Source organism: Streptomyces sp. NPDC104106 (assembly GCF_055584345.1).
In genome coordinates this window covers 253,718-271,229 of the sequence record NZ_JBVJMF010000004.1, presented here as the reverse complement: position 1 = coordinate 271,229, position 17,512 = coordinate 253,718, and the positions used below count along the sequence as shown (strand labels likewise).

The following is a 17,512-nucleotide window of genomic DNA, read 5'->3' as shown; positions in this document are numbered from 1 at the left end:
CGGGCAGGCGACGTTCGCCCCGTCGCGACGCCCGGCACGCTCCCCCGCTGCGCGGGAGGTGCCCCCACTCGCCGCACCGGCCGAAAGCCCACGTACGCCCAGTACGAGGACTTCCGGCCGGCACGCCGACAGCACGCACCGGACGCCGCTCCTTGACGGGCAAACGTCGCCTGCCGGGGCACTAGCGCAGGCCCACGCCCTGCGCCAGCCGCGTCACCGCGTGCCGGAAGAACGTCTCCCGGTCCTCCACCACGTTGTTGAACTGCCCGAACAGCTCGAAGCCGACCAGCCCGAACAACTGCGCCCAGGCTGCCACCATCGCCGCCGCGACCTCGGGGGGCAGCTCGGGGGCGAGGTCGGCGGCCAGGCGTTCGGCCTCGGGGCGCAGGGCGGCGGGCAGGGGCAGATCGGCGAGGCCTGGGCCCTCGTGGGCGTCGCGGATGATGCCGATGAGGACCAGGCCGACGCGCGAGGCGGCCGGGACGGTGGTCTGGGGGGCGGAGTAACCGGGCACGGGCGAGCCGTAGATCAGCGCGTACTCGTGCGGGTGCGCGAGCGCCCAGCCGCGCACCGCCTCGCACACGGCGGTCCACCGCTCGACGGGGGCGGCACCGGACACCTCGTCGCGCGCCCGCTCCGCGGTCTCGCCGACGGAGTCGTAGGCGTCGATGATGAGGGCGGTCAGCAAGTCGTCACGACTGGGGAAGTAGCGGTACAGCGCCGAGGAGACCATGCCCAGCTCACGGGCGATCGCCCGCAACGACAGCCTCGCCGCGCCCTCCTCCGCCAGCTGTCTGCGGGCCGCTTCTTTGATGGCGGCGGTGATTTCGATCCTGGCCCGTGCGCGGGCGCCCTGTGGGGTGCTCATACGAGCAGTCTGCCACGGACGAGAGCGGTGCACACAAAAGAGAGCACTGCTCTTGCTTTCTGGCATCCGTCTGCCCCACACTGGAGCCAGCCGAGAGCGCCGCTCTCTCAAACCGTGGGAGTCACCATGCCGTCGTCCTCTTCGCCCTACTACCTCAAGGGCAGCCCGATGAACGACCGGATGAACAGCGTCATCGGCTGGCTGGCCCGGCACGGCGTCAGCCTCGCGGGAAGCGCCGAACTGTCCGTGGCGGGCCGCAAAAGCGGCCAGATGCAGCGCATCCCGGTCAACCCGCACAGCTACGAGGGCGGTCAGTACCTGGTTTCGGCGCGCGGCCACTCGCAGTGGGTGCGGAACATGCGCGTCGCCGGCGCCGGCGAACTGCGCGTCGGCCGCAAGGTGCGCACCTTCACGGCGGTGGAGCTTCCCGACAGCGAGAAGCTCCCGGTCCTGCGAACCTATCTGGAGAAGTGGGGCTGGCAGGTCAACCAGTTCTTCAACGGGGTGACCGCCGCGTCCACCGACGAGGAGATCCTCGCCTGCGCCGGCGACCACCCGGTCTTCCGCATCACCGTCACGGACTGAACGGCCGCGGGCCGGACGGCGCCGATCGACCGGGCCCGGCCAGAGCGCTCGAACCGAACGGGCCGCCGCCGAACAGCCGTGGACCGAACGGAACCGTCGTGGGCCGGATCGCCGTGGGCCGGACCGCCACCGCCGTCGCCGTCCGAACCGCCATGCACCGATCGGCACGGCCCGTACGGCCACGGCCTCGATGGCCGCCGACCAACCAGCAGCGACAGAGAAGGCGAACCGAGCCGGAGCCGGCAGGGCCCCCACGCCGGGGCGCCCCAGACCGGGAAGGGCCGCCGAACCGGGCCGGGAGACCGTACCGGGAGGGGCCGCCGAGCCGCACCGGACCGAACCAGGGCGGACCAAGCCCGGTCAGCCCCTCAGGGACCGAGCACGGTCAGACCACGAGACCGGCCCGGGACTGGACCACCGAACGAGCCCCGAGCACTGCGGGCCGACTCGGACCAGGCTGCACAGGAACGCGCCGCACCCGGCCGAACAGGGACAGGCCTGGTCGGGCCAGACCGGGAGACCGGGCCGGACGCGCCGAGGAGCGCTTGCTCGGACCGCACGTGGCGGCAGCGAGCCCGCGCGGGCCGGGCTGAACGAGGCGGACCAGACCGGGCCGGGACGAGCCGGACCCGACCGGCCCGGACGGGATGGGGCGGAGCAGACCGAGCCTCGTCGGAACCGGCCGTCAGGAACCGGTCGGTTCCTCCGTCAAAGCCTCCGCCTGGCTCCGGTCCAGCGTGGTCAGGGCGCGCTGGGCGAGGGGGCGGGTGCGGACGATCTCGCCCAGTGAGGTCTTGCCCTGGGTGATCTCCCGGAACGCCCGCCAGGCGGGGCGAAAGCCCGTGAGGGCCGCGTGGAAGAGGCCTGGGCGTTTCTCGAACGCCGTCAGCAGCCGCTTGCCGATGCTCATCTCGACGCCGAGCCCGGCCTTGACCGCGAACGCGTAGTTCAGGGCCTGGCGCCGGGTGTCCACCGCGTCGTGCGCCTCGGCGATGCGTACCGCCCACTCCCCCGCGAGGCGGCCCGAGCGCAGCGCGAAAGAGATGCCCTCGCGGGTCCACGGCTCCAGCAGACCGGCCGCGTCACCGCAGACCAGCACCCGCCCGCGGGACAGCGGCGAGTCGTCGGCGCGGCAGCGGGTCAGATGCCCGGAGGAGATCGACGGCTCGAAGCCGGCCAGGCCCAGCCGGGCGATGAAGTCCTCCAAGTACCGCTTCGTGGCGGCGCCTTCACCGCGCCGGGAGATCACGCCGACCGTCAGGGTGTCGCCCTTGGGGAACACCCAGCCGTAACTGCCCGGCATCGGGCCCCAGTCGATCAGGACCCGGCCCTTCCAGTCCTCGGCGACCGGCTCCGGGACCGGGATCTCCGCCTCCAGGCCGAGGTCCACCTGGTCCAGCTTGACCCCGACGTGGGCTCCTATGCGGCTGGCGCTGCCGTCCGCGCCGACGACCGCGCGGGCCAGCACCGTCTCCCCGCCCTGCAGGACGACGGCGACCGTGCGCCGGTCGGGGACCGCCGAGCCGTGCTGCTCCACGCGCTGCACCGTGACGCCCGTACGCAGCTCGGTGCCCGCCTTCCGGGCGTGCTCGACCAGCTGCTGGTCGAACTCGGGGCGGTTGATCAGACCGAACAGCATCTGCTTGGAGCGGCGGGTGCGGGTGAAGCGGCCGTTGTTCGAGAAGGTGACCGCGTGCACCCGGTCGCGGAAGGGCAGCTCGAAGCCCGGGGGCAGCGCGTCGCGCGAGGGGCCGATGATGCCGCCTCCGCAGGTCTTGTACCGCGGCAGTTCGGCCTTCTCCAGCAACAGCACGCGCCGTCCCGCGACCGCCGCCGCGTAGGCGGCCGAGGCCCCCGCGGGTCCCGCGCCCACCACGACGACGTCCCACACCCGCTGAACGCCGTCCGCCGAAGAGTTCTCGCCGCTCACGATGGTCTACTGCTCCGATCCAGCCGCTGCCGTAGTGTCCCTCGCATCCTACGGCGGACATCGCCGCAGGCCGCTGTGGGAGTATCGGGAGGACTCACCCCGTTCAACATCGCACCCACGAGGAGCGTGCCCATGTCGTCGAATCCGGTCGCCCAGACCGTCGCCTCCCTGATGCCCCGGGCGAAGGCGGAGCTGGCCGAGCTGGTCGCCTTCAAGTCGGTGGCGGACTTCACGCAGTTCCCGCGCAGCGAGAGCGAGGCCGCCGCGAACTGGGTCGCCGACGCGCTGCGCGCCGAGGGCTTCACCGACGTGGCACTGCTCGACACCCCGGACGGCACCCAGTCCGTCTACGGCTACCTGCCGGGCCCGGAGGGCGCGAAAACGGTTCTGCTCTACGCGCACTACGACGTGCAGCCGCCTCTGGACGAGGCGGCCTGGACCACTCCGCCGTTCGAGCTGACCGAGCGCGACGGCCGCTGGTACGGCCGCGGGGCCGCCGACTGCAAGGGCGGCGTGATCATGCATCTGCTCGCGCTGCGCGCCCTGAAGGCGAACGGCGGCGTGCCGGTGAACGTGAAGGTGATCGCCGAGGGCTCCGAGGAGCAGGGCACGGGCGGCCTGGAGCGGTACGCCGAGGAGCACCCGGAGCTGCTGGCCGCCGACACGATCGTCATCGGCGACGCGGGCAACTTCCGCGTGGGCCTGCCGACCGTGACCACCACCCTGCGCGGCATGACCCTGGTGCGGGTGCGGATCGACACCCTCGCGGGCAACCTCCACTCGGGCCAGTTCGGCGGCGCCGCCCCGGACGCGCTGGCCGCGCTGATCCGGGTCATGGACTCGCTGCGCGCGGAGGACGGCTCGACCACGGTCGACGGTCTGGACGCCACGGGGACGTGGGAGGGCCTGGAGTACACCGAGGAGCAGTTCCGCGCGGACGCCAAGGTGCTGGACGGCGTGGAGCTGATCGGCGAGGGCACGGTCGCCGACCGGCTGTGGGCCCGCCCGGCCGTCACCGTCCTCGGCATCGACTGCCCGCCGGTCGTCGGCGCCACGCCGTCGGTGCACTCCAGCGCCCGCGCGCTGATCAGCCTGCGGGTGCCGCCGGGCGTGGACGCGGCCGAGGCGACCAAGCTGCTCCAGGCGCACCTGGAGGCGCACACCCCGTGGGGCGCCCGGGCCACCACCGAGCAGATCGGCCAGGGCCAGGCCTTCCGCGCCGACGCCACCAGCCCGGCGTACCAGGCGATGGCCGACGCGATGGCTGTCGCCTACCCGGGCGAGACGATGCAGTACGCGGGCGAGGGCGGCTCCATCCCGCTGTGCAACACCCTCGCCGCGCTGTACCCGCAGGCGGAGATCCTGCTGATCGGCCTGAGCGAGCCGGAGGCGCAGATCCACGCCGTCAACGAGAGCGTCTCCCCGCAGGAGCTGGAGCGGCTGTCGGTCGCCGAGGCGCTGTTCCTGAGCAACTACGCGGGCTGACCGCCCGCCGAACCGCCTTCTGCCCACGGCAGAGCGCTCTCGTCCACGGGCGGGGACGCCGCCTACGGTCGGGACATGGACGTCATCGAACTGCTCCCCCGGCTGCACCTGCTGCGCTTCCCCGTCGGCCAGGCCTATCTCTGGCGCGACGACGACGAGTTGACCCTCGTCGACGCGGGTGCGCTGGGCGCCGGCCGTACGATCGCCGACGCGATCAGGTCACTGGGCCGCGCGCCCGGGGACGTCCGGCGGATCGTGCTGACCCATTTCCACGAGGACCACGCGGGCGGGGCGGGCGAGTTCGCGGCGCTGAGCGGTGCCGAGGTGCTGGCGCACCGCCTGGACGCCCCGTTCGTCCGCGGTGAACTGCCCGGCCCCGCACCGCGGTTCGAGGAATGGGAGCTGCCGATCCACGCGACGGCGGCCGAACGCCTGCCCCAGGGGACGCCGGTGCCGCCCGCCTCGGTCACCGGCGTCTCGGACGGCGACGTCCTCGGCTTCGGCGGCGGGGCACAGGTCATCCACGTCCCCGGGCACACGGACGGCAGCATCGCGCTGTTCCTGCCCGCCGAAGGCGTGCTGTTCACCGGCGACACGGTGGCGGCCTCACCGGTCGACGGCTCCGTGATGCCGGGGGTGTTCAACCTCGACCGCCCCCGACTCCTCGCCTCGCTGCGGCGGTTGGCGGAGCTGGAGGCGGATGTGGCGTGCTTCGGGCATGGTGACGCGGTGCTGAAGGACGCGGCGGCGGCGCTGCGCGAGGTGGCGCAGGGCGCCTGAGCGCCGCGCCCGCGGGTCACCCGACCGGCACCCCGCCCTCCAGGTACAGCACGGTTCCGCGCTCGCGGGCCCGCAGGGCCCAGCGCAGCCGCTCGTAGCGGACGGGCGGGAGCATCCCCGCGGCCTCCTGCTCGCCGGCGAAGCGCCAGGCGCGCAACTCCGGGCCGGGCAGCAGGACCCGGGAGGCCTCGCCGGGCTCCAGTCTGCCGCCGTCGAACAGCAGCCGGAGCCCGCCGAAGCCCGGCGGCGCGGGCCGCTCCCAGTCCACGACCAGCAGCCGGGGCACCTCCCGCAGCGCTATCCCGGTCTCCTCGGCGACCTCCCGCATCCCGGCGCGGGCCGGTGCCTCACCGCGCTCGACGACCCCGCCGGGGAACTCCCAGCCGGGCTTGTAGGTGGGGTCGACGAGCAGCACCCGGTCGTCCTCGTCGAAGAGCAGCACCCCGGCGGCGAGTGTCTCGGCGGTCGGCTCGGGAGTCTGCACGATGTCGCAGGGCGGTACGGCACCGCCGGAGACGGCGTCGGCGATGCGGACGGCGGTCTCGTACGGGGTGAGGGCACTGGTGTCCACGAAATGGGCGTCGGCGGTGAGCCACGAGGCGAGCGCCGCGCGGTAGGGCTCGATGTGGTCGTACGACCACTGCCGTATCCGTATCTCGCCGTCGGGCAGCTCGGGCGGGATCTCCCGGCCGGCTATCCGCTCGCGCAGGATCGTTTCGGCCGGGGCGAGGAGCAGATGGTGCACCGGGATCCTGCGGGCGGCGAGCCCGCCGAAGATCTCGTCGCGGTACTCCTGGCGGAGCAGGGTCATGGGCACCACGAGCGTCCCGCCCAGCTCGGCCAGCATCGCGGCGGCCGTGTCGACGACCAGCCGGCGCCAGATCGGCAGGTCCTGGACGTCGCCGGCCTCGGCGAGGCGCTTGGGCGGCAGCAGGTGCGTGAGTGATCCGCCGACCACCTCGGGGTCGAAGAGCGTGCTGTTCGGGATCAGCTCGATCAGTTCCCGTGCGGTCGTGGTCTTCCCCGCACCGAACGCGCCGTTGATCCAGACGACGGTCACGGACTCCCCCTCTTGTGTCGGCCCCCTGTGGCTTGCCCGCAACACCCTGCCACGGAAACCCCGCCCCGGTGAGGGTGCCCGCACAGGAGTGCCGGCGCCCCCTGCGGCGGGGACACCGGCACGCGCGCCCGAGCCGCCGGGCTACTGCTGCCCGAAGGCCTGGTCGTCGGCGGGGGCCAGGCTGTCCTGGCCGATGAGGTCACCGACCGCGTGAAGGGTGTCCGGGACCCACAGCTCTCCGAGGGGCCCGTTGTCCGCGGCGTGGGACGGGGTGACGGCGGCCACGACGAATCCGGTGGCCAGTGTGGCGAGGGCGAGGATGCTGCGCTTCTTCATGCGCTGATCAACTGCCGAGGCGTCCGGGGGTCACGCGCGGGCCGCGGTTTGCCCTCGTCGAGCCGATCCGCTCGCTGCCCCGCACGCGGGCGCGGGGTGCGGGGTGCGGGTACGGGGTGCGGGGTGCGGGCGGGGGAGTCGGGGCGGGGCAGTCGGGGGCCTGGGCGGGGAAGCCGGCGGCCGGGTAGTCAGGAGCCGGGGATCCGCGAGCGGGAAGCGCGGACCGGGAAACGGGAGCGGCCAAAGCGGCGGCAGGACAGGCCGCCGCCGGCAAGGGCGGCGTGAACACGCCGTGGCCCGGAGATCACGCGGCCGATATCGTCCGGTCCCGGGACATCGGACGACGCCTGCTTCTCCGCAGACGGCACCCCAGGATCGAGGCCGTATGCGCGTTCAGATGAGCGGTTTCCCGGTCGCCGGCTCCGAGGGCGACGCCGTCGGCCTCGTGGTGCGCTCGGCCGGCCGGCTCGTCGAGGCCGCCGCCGGACTGTCCGAGGCCGAACTGCGCGCATCGTCGGGGCTGACCGGCTGGTCCCGCGGTCACGTGCTCGCCCATGTCGCCCACAGCGCCGACGCCTACGTGTGGCTGCTGGGGCTCGCGCGCACCGGCTGCCCACCGGGACCGCGCGCGGACCGGGCGGCGCTGGCCGCCGCGCTGGAGCGGGACGCGGCGCTGCCCGCCGACCGGCTCACGACCCTGCTGCGCGAGAGCCTCGACCGGTTCACGGGCCGGGCGAGCGCGCTGCCCGGTCCCGCCTGGGACCGGCTGGTCCCGGCACTGGCCGGCTGGCGGCACCCGGCCCGGTACCTGCTGCTGCGCTGCCTGCGGGAGCTGGAGACGCACCATCTGGACCTCGGCACGGGTTACGGAACCGAGCGGTGGCCCGAGGCGTACGTCTCCTGGGCGTTGGACGACACCCTCACCACGCTGCGGGCCCAGGGCTTCGCGCTCGCCTCGGTGGAGGCGGTGGACCTGGGCCTGCGCTGGTCCCTGACGGCGCGGGGTCCCTCGGTCTCCGGGGCCGGTCACCGGATCCTCGGCTGGCTCAGCGGACGGCTCCCCGCCGACGCCCTGGCCTCCGGCCGCCCGGCGCGGACCCTGCCCCGTCCGCCCGCCTGGCCCCAGCCCCCGCTGCCCGGCTGGGGCCGGGTCGGCGACGAGGCATGAGCCGAGGGAAGCCAACACATCCGAACACGCGGCGGACGCACCGGTCCAAATTCCGTGGGCGTCAAGGCCTTTGACAGCCTGTCGAACAACCAGGCGTACCTCTTCCAACACACTCCGACAGGTCCTACCGTAAACGCGCAACAGCTGACACACACCTGGCACTCAGGCCCCACCCTGCCGTCAGTCACCTTTCGCGAGTCGGAGGAACGTCAACGATGCGTCGCCCTCACACCCGCACGACCAGCACCGCCCGCCGAAGACTGCTCGGAGCGCTCACCGCCGGGCTGCTGTGTACGGCGGGCCTCGCCACCCCCGCCGTCGCCGCCCCCGCCGCCGCGGACCCCGCTCAGGCACCTGCGGCTCCCGCCCTCGCCGACGGGCTCGCCCTCACCCCACCCATGGGGTTCAACAACTGGAACTCCACACACTGCAGACCCGACTTCAACGAGGCCATGGTCGAGGGGATCGCGGACCTCTTCGTGGCCAAGGGCCTCAAGGACGCGGGCTACCGGTACGTCAATCTGGACGACTGCTGGGCCCTGCCGAACCGCGACGCGAACGGCAAGCTGGTCCCCGACCCGGCCCGCTTCCCCCACGGCATCAAGGCCGTCGCCGACTACGTCCACTCCAAAGGCCTCAAGCTCGGCATCTACACCAGCGCCGGCGTCAAGACCTGCAACAGCGCGGGCTTCCCCGGCGCGCTCGGCCACGAGTACAGCGACGCGCGGCAGTTCGCCGACTGGGGCGTGGACTACCTGAAGTACGACAACTGCAACAACCTCGGTGTCGACGCCCAGTCGCGCTACCGGACCATGCGTGACGCGCTCAGGGCGACCGGCCGGCCCATCGTCTACAGCATCTGCGAATGGGGCCAGAACCAGCCCTGGGAGTGGGCCGCCGGCGTCGGCCACCTCTGGCGGACCACCGGTGACATCAGCGACAGCTGGGGCTCGATGGTCTCGATCCTCAAGCAGAACCTGCCGCTCGCCCCCTACGCGGGTCCCGGGCACTGGAACGACCCCGACATGCTGGAGGTCGGCAACGGCGGCATGACGGACACCGAGTACCGCTCGCACTTCTCCCTGTGGTCGGTCATGGCCGCGCCGCTGCTCATCGGCACCGATCTGCGCACCGCCTCCCGGGCGACCTTCGACATCCTGGACAACAAGGACGTCATCGCCGTCGACCAGGACCCGCTGGGCAAGCAGGGCACGGTCGTCTCCTCGGCGGACGGGCGCTGGGTGATCGCGAAGCGGATGCGGGACGGCAGCCGCGCGGTGGCCCTCTTCAACGAGTCCGGCTCCGCCCAGCGGATCGCCACCACCGCGAGCGCCGTCGGCCTGTCCGCCGCGCCCGCCTACACCCTGCGGGACCTGTGGCAGCACCGCGACTACAACACCGCGGGCACCATCGCGGCGACCGTACCGGCCCACGGCACGGTGCTGCTGCGCGTGACGGCCGACCCGCGCTGGGCGGCCCACCCCCCGGCGACCGAACTCGGCCTGGACGGTGGCCCGTTGCTGGAGGCGGCCGCCCCGGTCACCCTGACCGGCACCGTCACCGACCTCGGCCGTACGCCCGCGCGCCGGGTCTCCATGTCCCTCACCGGCCCCGCGGGCTGGACCGTACGGCCCACTTCGGCGACCACGGCCACCGCCCTCGCCACCGGACAGACCCTGCGCACCGGCTGGCGCGTGACCGCGCCGGCCGGGACCCCCACCGGCACCTACGACCTGACCCTGCGGACCCGATACCGCGCACCGTCCGGTCAGCGGGTCACCAGCGCCCTTCCGCTCACCGCCTCGGTGGTGGTCCGGCCGCCCGCCGGGACGTCGTACCTCAGCGATCTGCCCTGGCTGTCCGCCGCCAACGGCTGGGGGCCGGTGGAGCGAGACACCAGCAACGGGGAGAGCGCAGCGGGCGACGGGCACCCGATCACCATCGGCGGCACGGTGTACGCCAAGGGCCTCGGCGCGCACGCGCCGAGCGACATCTCCTTCTACGTGGGCCGGGCCTGTACGAAGGTCAGCGCGGACGTCGGCGTGGACGACGAGAAGGGCACCAAGGGCACGGTCGCCTTCGAGATCTGGGCGGACGGCAGGAAAGCCGCCGCGACGGGCGTCCTGACCAACGCGATGCCCGCCCAGCCGCTCACCGCCGACGTCACCGGCGCCCAGGTGGTCCGCCTCGTCGTCACAGACGGCGGCGACGGCAACGACTCGGACCACGCGGACTGGGCGAACGCCACGGTGAGCTGCTGACCGGTCCTCCACTCCCCGTGGCGCTCCGACCGACCATGCCCGGCTCCGGCCCGAAGGCGCCTGGTCGTCCCCAGACGCGTCGGGAGCCGGTGACGGCTCGCGGGCCGGCGAGGACTCGCGGACCGTCAACCCGTCGCGAACCGTCAAGGCCTCGCGGACCGCTCCGGCGTCATGGGCCGCTCCGGCGTGGCGGGCCGCCCCGGCGTGGCGTCGTGGGCGCCTCGGCTCCCTTATGCCGCTTCGGCTCGCTGGTGTGCGAGCCGAAGCGCGCCCCCCTCAGACCCCGGCGACGTCCGGCCGCCGGGCCAGCGCCGCCGCGGCGGCACCGACCAGGCCCGCGTCGGTGCCCATCTGGGCGGGCACGACCGTCAGGCGCTGCACGAAGGAGAGGGTCGCGTAGTCGGTGAGCGCCTTGCGCAGCGGGGTGAAGAGGATGTCACCCGCCTTGCCGACGCCGCCGCCGATCACGGCGATGTCGATCTCGACCAGGGTCGCGGTGGCCGCGATGCCGGCGGCCAGCGCCTGTGCCGCCCGCTCGAAGGAGGCGACGGCGACCGGGTCGCCCTCGCGGGCGGCGGCGGCCACCGCGGCGGCCGAGGTGTCGCCGTCCGGGCCCGGCCGCCAGCCCTGCTCCAGGGCGCGCCGGGCGATGTGGGGCCCGCTGGCGATGCGCTCCACACAGCCGCGCGAGCCGCACGGGCACGGGTCGCCGTCGAGGTCGACGCTGATGTGGCCGATGTGCCCGGCGTTGCCGGTCGGGCCGGGGTGCAACTGCCCGTTCAGCACCAGGCCGCCGCCGACGCCCGTCGAGACCACCATGCACAGCGCGTTGTCGTGGCCGCGCGCCGCGCCCTGCCAGTGCTCGGCGGCGGTGATCGCGACGCCGTCGCCGATCAGTTCGACCGGCAGGCCCCCGGTCGCCGCGCGCACCCGCTCGACCAGCGGGAAGCCGCGCCAGCCGGGCACGTTGACCGGGCTGACGGTGCCCGCCGAGGCGTCCACGGGACCGGCGCTGCCGATGCCGAGGGCGTCGGCGCGGTCCCACAGCGGTGACCCGGAGAGGTCGCCGAGGACCTCCTCGACGGCCCGCATGACCGTTTCGCCGTCCTGCTGCGCCGGCGTGGCGCGCTGGGCGCGTGCCAGGATGCGGCCGTCGCCGTCCACCAGCGCGCCGGCGATCTTGGTGCCCCCGATGTCCAGGGCCGCCACGAGATCGGTGTGCATGAGAGTCAGATCTCCCCGTCGAAGCTTGAGAACCAAACAGAGGTAGGCCGGTCAAGCGGTGGGGGCGCAGGCCGACAGACAGCGGTGGACAGTCTCTCTCGCATCTGACAACGTTGTCCAGGCTCTATGCTCGACGCCACATCCTCATACGAACGCCGGATCGCCTAAGGCGCCTCTTTTCACGGCCTCCCGAGGACCACCGAGGACGCCCGGCCATCCGGACCGGACGGACGAATCCAGACGGACGACAGGACAGGACGCCGCATCGTGCCCGACACCACCCGCCCCGCAGACCGCCTGCCCGGCACCCGCTACGGCAACCGCCCGACGATGAAGGACGTGGCGGCGCGGGCCGGGGTCGGACTGAAGACGGTCTCCCGGGTGGTCAACGGCGAGCCCGGCGTCACCGCGGACACCGAGCGCCGGGTGCAGGAGGCCATCGAGGCGCTGGGCTTCCGGCGCAACGACAGCGCCCGCGTGCTGCGCAAGGGCCGTACGGCGAGCATCGGCCTGGTGCTGGAGGATCTCGCCGACCCGTTCTACGGGCCGCTCAGCCGCGCCGTCGAGGAGGTGGCCCGGGCCCATGGCGCCCTCCTCATCAACGGCTCCAGCGCCGAGGACCCCGAGCGTGAGCAGGAGCTGGCACTGGCCCTGTGCGCGCGGCGGGTGGACGGGCTGGTGGTGATCCCGGCCGGGGACGACCACCGGTATCTGGAGCCGGAGATCCGGGCCGGGGTGGCGACCGTGTTCGTGGACCGGCCCGCCGGACGGATCGACGCCGACGTGGTCCTGTCCGACAACTTCGGCGGCGCCCGCGCCGGCGTGGCCCATCTGATCGCGCACGGCCACCGCCGGATCGGGTTCATCGGCGACATGCCGCGCATCCACACCGCCGCCGAGCGACTGCGCGGCTACCGGGCGGCCATGGAGGACGCGGGGATACCCGTCGCGGACGCCTGGATGTCGCTCGGGCAGACGAACCCGGAGCGGGTGCGCCGGGCGGCGGAGGAGATGCTGAGCGGCCCGGAGCCCGTCACCGCGGTCTTCGCGGGCAACAACCGGGTGACGGTGACGGTGATCCGGGTCCTGGCCGAGCACGCCCGGCGGGTCGCCCTGGTCGGCTTCGACGATTTCGAACTGGCCGATCTGCTCCAGCCGGGCGTCACGGTCGTCGCCCAGGACGCGGCCGCCCTGGGCCGTACGGCGGCCGAGCGGCTCTTCCGTCAGCTGGACGGCGGACTCGTGGCCCCGGAGCGCGTCGAACTGCCCACCCGGCTGATCACGCGCGGCTCGGGCGAGCTGCCGCCGGCGGGCTGAGCCGCGCATGGCCGGACACACGCTGGCGGAGCTGGGCCTCGCCGACGCCCCGCGCGACCATCCGCTGACCTATCCCGGCGCCTGGCCCGCCGACTCAGGGCTGCTGCGCGGCGACCGGATGCTGCCGCTGGAGTGCCTGGTGCACGAGGACCGGGTGCCGGTGCTCGCGGTGGGCTCCAACGCCTGCCCCGGCCAACTTCGGCAGAAGATGGCCGAGTTCGAGATCGACTCGCCCCTGCCGATGGTGCGCTCGCGGGTCACCGGACTCGACGTGGGTGTCTCGGCGCATGTCAGCCGGCTGGGGTACGTCTCGGCCTCTCCCGTCAAGTCCCCTGGTTCCTCGAGGGAGTTATTCGTCCTCTGGCTGGACCGGCGCCAGTTGAACGTGATCGACGCGAGCGAGGGCGTGCCGCTGCCCGACGGCAACTTCGCGCGGGCGTGGCTGCCCGCGTCGCAGGTGCGGATCGCGTTCCCGGACGGGTCCGTACTCCCCGGGGTGTACGCGTACGTCAACCGGCACGGGGTGCTGCGCGACGGCGGCGGTGCGCCACGGCCGCACCCCGGCGACCAGCACGTGCTGATCGGTGAACTCCTCGCCGGATCAGCCGCCTTGCGGGAGCTGTTCGGGGTCACCCCGCAGGAGTTCTGCGCACGCGCCCGCCAGGACCCCGCCCTGTGCGCGCGGGGCACCCGGTTGTTCGCCGAGCAGCGGTGGGTGACGCGCTCGGGCTTCGAGCCGTACACCGCCGTCCGGCGGACCGGACGCCCCGGCACCGATCCGTCACGGTTGCCGCCCTCGGACGGGACACCGCCGCCGTAGACGCCGCTGTCACCGTCGGGTTTCGCCCGCCACACGCGCGTCCGGCGGTCGGGATCCCGCTGCGTCGGGCCAGGTCGCCCGGCAGGAGCAGCGGTCGGTACCCGCGTGCGGCCGTCGAACCGGAGCGCGCCTCGCGGGACTCCTCGGCGTCGGGCGGGCCTCCGGGTGCTGCCGGCGGACACCCGCAGGACCGGCGCCGGCGGTCCGGCCCCGGGCGAGGATCCGCTCCACCGCCCGCCCGGCCACGCCCGTGCCAGCCGGTGGCGGGCCGCTATTTCGCGGAGGCGGTGAGGTCGCCGCGCCGGGGGGCGGCGAAGGCCTCCAGGTCGGCGCGGGTCAGGCCGCTGAGGCGGGCGACCTCGGCGGTGTCGAGCGCGCCGCAGTCCAGGCCGCGCAGCAGGTAGCCGCTGAGCGCCTTGGCGGTGGCGGGCTCGTCCATGACGTCGCCGCCGGCGTGGTTGGCGTAGCGGGCGAGGCGGCCGGCGGCCTGCTCGAAGCCCTCGCGGTAGAAGGCGAAGACGGCGGCGTAGCGGGTCGGGATGTGGGCCGGGTGCATGTCCCAGCCCTGGTAGTAGGCGCGGGCGAGGGCGCGGCGGGTGAGGCCGTAGTGCAGCCGCCAGGCGTCGTGGACCTTGGCGGTCGGGCCGACGGGCAGGACGTTGGTGGAGCCGTCGGACACGCGGACGCCGGTGCCCGCGGCGGCCACCTGCATGACGGCCTTGGCGTGGTCGGCGGCCGGGTGGTCGCTGGCCTGGTAGGCGGCGGAGACACCGAGGCAGGCGCTGTAGTCGAAGGTGCCGTAGTGCAGACCGGTGGCGCGGCCTTCGGCGGCCTGGATCATCCGGGCCACGGTCGCGGTGCCGTCGGTGGCGAGGATGGACTGGCTGGTCTCGATCTGGATCTCGAAGCCGAGCCGGCCGGTGTCCAGGCCGTGCGCCTTCTCGAAGGCCTCCAGGAGGCGCACGAAGGCGCTCACCTGCTCGGGATAGGTGACCTTCGGCAGGGTGAGGACCAGGCCCTCGGGCAGGCCGCCCGCCTGGATCAGGCCGGTGAGGAAGACGTCGAGGGTGCGGATGCCCCGGTCGCGGACGGCCGCCTCCATGCACTTCATGCGGATGCCCATGTACGGCGCCGCGGTGCCGTCCCGGTAGGCCTCCGTGATGAGCCGGGCGGCGCGGGCCGCCGTGGTGTCCTCCTCGGCGTCGGGGCGGGGGCCGTAGCCGTCCTCGAAGTCGACGCGCAGGTCCTCGACGGGCTCGCGCTCCAGCTTGGCGCGCACGCGCGAGTAGACGGGCTCGGCCAGTTCGTCGGACAGGCCGAGGACGGCCGCGAAGGAGGCGGCGTCCGGAGCGTGCTCGTCGAGGGCGGCGAGGGCCTGGTCGCCCCAGGAGCGGATGGTGTCGGCGGCGAAGGCGTCACCGGGGACGTAGACCGTGTGGACGGGCTGCCGGGTGCCGGGGTCCCCGGGGTAGCGGCGCTCCAGCTCCGCGTCGACCGGTGCGAGGGATGCGCTGATCTCCTCGCTCACGGCGCCCGCGAGGCTCGTCGCCACCTTCTCCTGCTGACCCATCCCACACCCTCCAATTTTCCGCTTTACGGAATCAATAATCCGTAGGATGAAGTTATCTGGGTCGTTCCCGCTGGTCAACACCCCGTCCGGAGCGTGGGCGGGTGGGTGCCGGGAGATCGGGGGATCCGCCCTCAGGATGCACGAAGGCCCCGGCGACCGCAGGGGTCACCGGGGCCTCGGGCGGCGCCTGGCGGGGCTCAGCCCTTGCGGGCCTTGATCTCCTCGGTCAGCTGCGGGACGACGTCGAAGAGGTCGCCGACGACGCCGTAGTCGACCAGCTCGAAGATCGGGGCCTCGGCGTCCTTGTTGACGGCCACGATCGTCTTCGAGGTCTGCATGCCGGCACGGTGCTGGATCGCGCCGGAGATGCCGTTGGCGATGTACAGCTGCGGCGAGACCGACTTGCCGGTCTGGCCGACCTGGTTGGTGTGCGGGTACCAGCCGGCGTCGACGGCGGCGCGCGAGGCACCGACGGCCGCGCCGAGGGAGTCGGCCAGCGCCTCGATGATCGCGAAGTTCTCGGCGCCGTTGACGCCACGGCCGCCGGAGACCACGATCGCGGCCTCGGTCAGCTCCGGACGGCCCGTCGACTCACGCGGCGTGCGGGCGGTGACCTTGGTGCCGGTCGCCTTGTCGGAGAAGGTCACGGCCAGGGCCTCGACGGCACCGGCGGCCGGGGCGGCCTCCACGGCGGCCGAGTTCGGCTTGACCGTGATGACCGGGGTGCCCTTGGTGACGCGGGACTTGGTGGTGAAGGACGCGGCGAACACCGACTGGGTGGCCACCGGGCCCTCGTCGCCGGCCTCCAGGTCGACGGCGTCGGTGATGATGCCGGCGCCGATGCGCAGCGCCAGGCGGGCGGCGATCTCCTTGCCCTCGGCGGAGGACGGGACCAGCACGGCGGCCGGGGAGACGGCCTCGTAGGCGGCCTGCAGGGCGTCGACCTTCGGCACGACCAGGTAGTCGGCGTACTCGGACGCGTCGTGGGTGAGGACCTTCACCGCGCCGTGCTCGGCGAGCGTGGCGGCGGTGTCGGCGGCGCCGGCACCGAGCGCGACGGCGACCGGCTCGCCGAGGCGGCGGGCCAGCGTCAGCAGCTCCAGGGTGGGCTTGCGGACGGCGCCGTCCACGTGGTCGACGTAGACGAGGACTTCAGCCATGGGATTGCTCTCCTGCGAAACGAAGTTGAGGGGCGGTCAGCGGGGGCGGGCCCTTAGATGAACTTCTGGCCCGCGAGGAACTCAGCGAGCTGCTTGCCGCCCTCGCCCTCGTCCTTGACGATGGTGCCGGCCGTGCGCGCCGGACGCGCGTTGGCGGTCTCGACCGCGGTGAACGCGCCGTCCAGGCCGACCTCTTCGGCCTCGATGTCCAGGTCGGACAGGTCCCAGGACTCCACCGGCTTCTTCTTCGCCGCCATGATGCCCTTGAAGGAGGGGTAACGCGCCTCGCCGGACTGGTCCGTCACGGAGACGACCGCGGGGAGGGACGCCTGGAGCTGCTCGGAAGCCGCGTCGCCGTCACGGCGGCCCTTGACCACGCCGTCCTCGACCGAGACCTCGGACAGCAGGGTGACCTGCGGGACACCCAGACGCTCGGCGACCAGGGCCGGTACGACACCCATGGTGCCGTCGGTGGAGGCCATGCCGGAGACGACCAGGTCGAAGCCGGCCTTCTCGATGGCCTTGGCCAGCACCAGGGAGGTGCCGATGGCGTCCGTGCCGTGCAGGTCGTCGTCCTCGACGTGGATGGCCTTGTCCGCGCCCATCGACAGGGCCTTGCGCAGGGCGTCCTTGGCGTCCTCCGGGCCGACCGTCAGCACGGTGACCTCGGCGTCGTCCGCGTCCTCCGCGATCTGGAGGGCCTGCTCGACCGCGTACTCGTCCAGTTCGGAGAGCAGACCGTCCACGTCGTCGCGGTCGACGGTCAGGTCATCGGCGAAGTGCCGGTCGCCAGTGGCGTCGGGCACGTACTTCACAGTGACAACGATCCTCAAGCTCACGCCGGCTCTCCTACTGCATCGTCATTTCCGGGCTGCCTCTTGCAGGCAGCATAGGCGCCTGAAGCGGCCGATCCCGATCGGGGCGTCCGCGCGCTCCGACCGAAATATT

The 17,512-nt window shown here is 73.4% G+C and carries 15 protein-coding genes; 7 read left to right on the top strand and 8 right to left on the bottom strand.

Annotated elements, in window-relative coordinates; translation table 11 throughout:
• Positions 1–181: 181 nt before the first annotated feature.
• Complete coding sequence (locus ACZ60X_RS11915; protein ID WP_469596619.1) at positions 182–868, bottom strand: TetR/AcrR family transcriptional regulator; 687 nt, start codon at positions 866–868, stop codon at positions 182–184.
• Between the two features lie 126 nt (positions 869–994).
• Between ACZ60X_RS11915 and ACZ60X_RS11910 the strand changes: the two genes are divergently transcribed.
• Positions 995–1,453 (top strand): nitroreductase/quinone reductase family protein, encoded by a 459-nt coding sequence (locus tag ACZ60X_RS11910; RefSeq protein WP_469596617.1) that lies wholly within the window; start codon positions 995–997, stop codon positions 1,451–1,453.
• 685 nt (positions 1,454–2,138) lie between these two features.
• On the opposite strand, the gene ACZ60X_RS11905 is transcribed toward ACZ60X_RS11910, so the two are convergent.
• The gene (locus tag ACZ60X_RS11905; protein ID WP_469596614.1) at positions 2,139–3,383 is read right to left on the bottom strand and encodes a geranylgeranyl reductase family protein; all 1,245 of its coding nucleotides are present in this window, start codon (positions 3,381–3,383) and stop codon (positions 2,139–2,141) included.
• A 132-nt stretch (positions 3,384–3,515) separates the two neighbouring features.
• Here ACZ60X_RS11905 and ACZ60X_RS11900 point away from each other — a divergent pair, with 132 nt between their 5' ends.
• Entirely contained in the window at positions 3,516–4,868 is a 1,353-nt protein-coding gene (locus ACZ60X_RS11900) for a M20/M25/M40 family metallo-hydrolase (RefSeq protein WP_469596611.1), read from the top strand.
• 75 nt (positions 4,869–4,943) lie between these two features.
• Complete coding sequence (locus tag ACZ60X_RS11895; protein ID WP_469596609.1) at positions 4,944–5,648, top strand: MBL fold metallo-hydrolase; 705 nt, start codon at positions 4,944–4,946, stop codon at positions 5,646–5,648.
• 16 nt (positions 5,649–5,664) lie between these two features.
• Here ACZ60X_RS11895 and ACZ60X_RS11890 read toward each other — a convergent pair whose 3' ends face one another.
• Complete coding sequence (locus tag ACZ60X_RS11890) at positions 5,665–6,708, bottom strand: NUDIX hydrolase (RefSeq protein WP_469596606.1); 1,044 nt, start codon at positions 6,706–6,708, stop codon at positions 5,665–5,667.
• A 141-nt stretch (positions 6,709–6,849) separates the two neighbouring features.
• Complete coding sequence (locus ACZ60X_RS11885; protein WP_469596603.1) at positions 6,850–7,044, bottom strand: hypothetical protein; 195 nt, start codon at positions 7,042–7,044, stop codon at positions 6,850–6,852.
• 385 nt (positions 7,045–7,429) lie between these two features.
• Between ACZ60X_RS11885 and ACZ60X_RS11880 the strand changes: the two genes are divergently transcribed.
• Complete coding sequence (locus tag ACZ60X_RS11880) at positions 7,430–8,212, top strand: maleylpyruvate isomerase family mycothiol-dependent enzyme (protein WP_469596600.1); 783 nt, start codon at positions 7,430–7,432, stop codon at positions 8,210–8,212.
• A gap of 215 nt (positions 8,213–8,427) precedes the next feature.
• The gene (locus ACZ60X_RS11875) at positions 8,428–10,473 is read left to right on the top strand and encodes an NPCBM/NEW2 domain-containing protein (RefSeq protein ID WP_469596597.1); all 2,046 of its coding nucleotides are present in this window, start codon (positions 8,428–8,430) and stop codon (positions 10,471–10,473) included.
• 276 nt (positions 10,474–10,749) lie between these two features.
• On the opposite strand, the gene ACZ60X_RS11870 is transcribed toward ACZ60X_RS11875, so the two are convergent.
• Complete coding sequence (locus ACZ60X_RS11870; RefSeq protein ID WP_469596594.1) at positions 10,750–11,697, bottom strand: ROK family protein; 948 nt, start codon at positions 11,695–11,697, stop codon at positions 10,750–10,752.
• A gap of 267 nt (positions 11,698–11,964) precedes the next feature.
• On the opposite strand from ACZ60X_RS11870, the gene ACZ60X_RS11865 reads away from it, so the two are divergent.
• Entirely contained in the window at positions 11,965–13,014 is a 1,050-nt protein-coding gene (locus ACZ60X_RS11865; RefSeq protein WP_469596590.1) for a LacI family DNA-binding transcriptional regulator, read from the top strand.
• Between the two features lie 7 nt (positions 13,015–13,021).
• Positions 13,022–13,834 (top strand): hypothetical protein, encoded by an 813-nt coding sequence (locus ACZ60X_RS11860; RefSeq protein WP_469596587.1) that lies wholly within the window; start codon positions 13,022–13,024, stop codon positions 13,832–13,834.
• Positions 13,835–14,105: 271 nt separating this feature from the next.
• Here ACZ60X_RS11860 and ACZ60X_RS11855 read toward each other — a convergent pair whose 3' ends face one another.
• From ACZ60X_RS11855 to ACZ60X_RS11845, 3 genes are all read right to left on the bottom strand, one after another.
• Entirely contained in the window at positions 14,106–15,404 is a 1,299-nt protein-coding gene (locus tag ACZ60X_RS11855) for a DUF6986 family protein (RefSeq protein WP_469596585.1), read from the bottom strand.
• A gap of 197 nt (positions 15,405–15,601) precedes the next feature.
• Positions 15,602–16,564: an electron transfer flavoprotein subunit alpha/FixB family protein gene (locus ACZ60X_RS11850; protein WP_469596583.1), complete on the bottom strand. Its 963-nt coding sequence runs from the start codon at positions 16,562–16,564 to the stop codon at positions 15,602–15,604.
• A 53-nt stretch (positions 16,565–16,617) separates the two neighbouring features.
• Positions 16,618–17,403 (bottom strand): electron transfer flavoprotein subunit beta/FixA family protein, encoded by a 786-nt coding sequence (locus ACZ60X_RS11845; protein WP_469596580.1) that lies wholly within the window; start codon positions 17,401–17,403, stop codon positions 16,618–16,620.
• Between the last annotated feature and the right edge of the window lie 109 nt (positions 17,404–17,512).

Excerpts from the sequence above, each read along its gene's own strand:
- ACZ60X_RS11880 (WP_469596600.1), top strand. The coding sequence starts at position 7,430 with ATGCGCGTTCAGATGAGCGGTTTCCCGGTCGCCGGCTCCGAGGGCGAC.
- ACZ60X_RS11910 (WP_469596617.1), top strand. The coding sequence starts at position 995 with ATGCCGTCGTCCTCTTCGCCCTACTACCTCAAGGGCAGCCCGATGAAC.
- ACZ60X_RS11875 (WP_469596597.1), top strand. The coding sequence starts at position 8,428 with ATGCGTCGCCCTCACACCCGCACGACCAGCACCGCCCGCCGAAGACTG.
- ACZ60X_RS11915 (WP_469596619.1), bottom strand. The coding sequence starts at position 868 with ATGAGCACCCCACAGGGCGCCCGCGCACGGGCCAGGATCGAAATCACC.
- ACZ60X_RS11855 (WP_469596585.1), bottom strand. The coding sequence starts at position 15,404 with ATGGGTCAGCAGGAGAAGGTGGCGACGAGCCTCGCGGGCGCCGTGAGC.
- ACZ60X_RS11900 (WP_469596611.1), top strand. The coding sequence starts at position 3,516 with ATGTCGTCGAATCCGGTCGCCCAGACCGTCGCCTCCCTGATGCCCCGG.
- ACZ60X_RS11895 (WP_469596609.1), top strand. The coding sequence starts at position 4,944 with ATGGACGTCATCGAACTGCTCCCCCGGCTGCACCTGCTGCGCTTCCCC.
- ACZ60X_RS11870 (WP_469596594.1), bottom strand. The coding sequence starts at position 11,697 with ATGCACACCGATCTCGTGGCGGCCCTGGACATCGGGGGCACCAAGATC.
- ACZ60X_RS11850 (WP_469596583.1), bottom strand. The coding sequence starts at position 16,564 with ATGGCTGAAGTCCTCGTCTACGTCGACCACGTGGACGGCGCCGTCCGC.
- ACZ60X_RS11860 (WP_469596587.1), top strand. The coding sequence starts at position 13,022 with ATGGCCGGACACACGCTGGCGGAGCTGGGCCTCGCCGACGCCCCGCGC.
- ACZ60X_RS11885 (WP_469596603.1), bottom strand. The coding sequence starts at position 7,044 with ATGAAGAAGCGCAGCATCCTCGCCCTCGCCACACTGGCCACCGGATTC.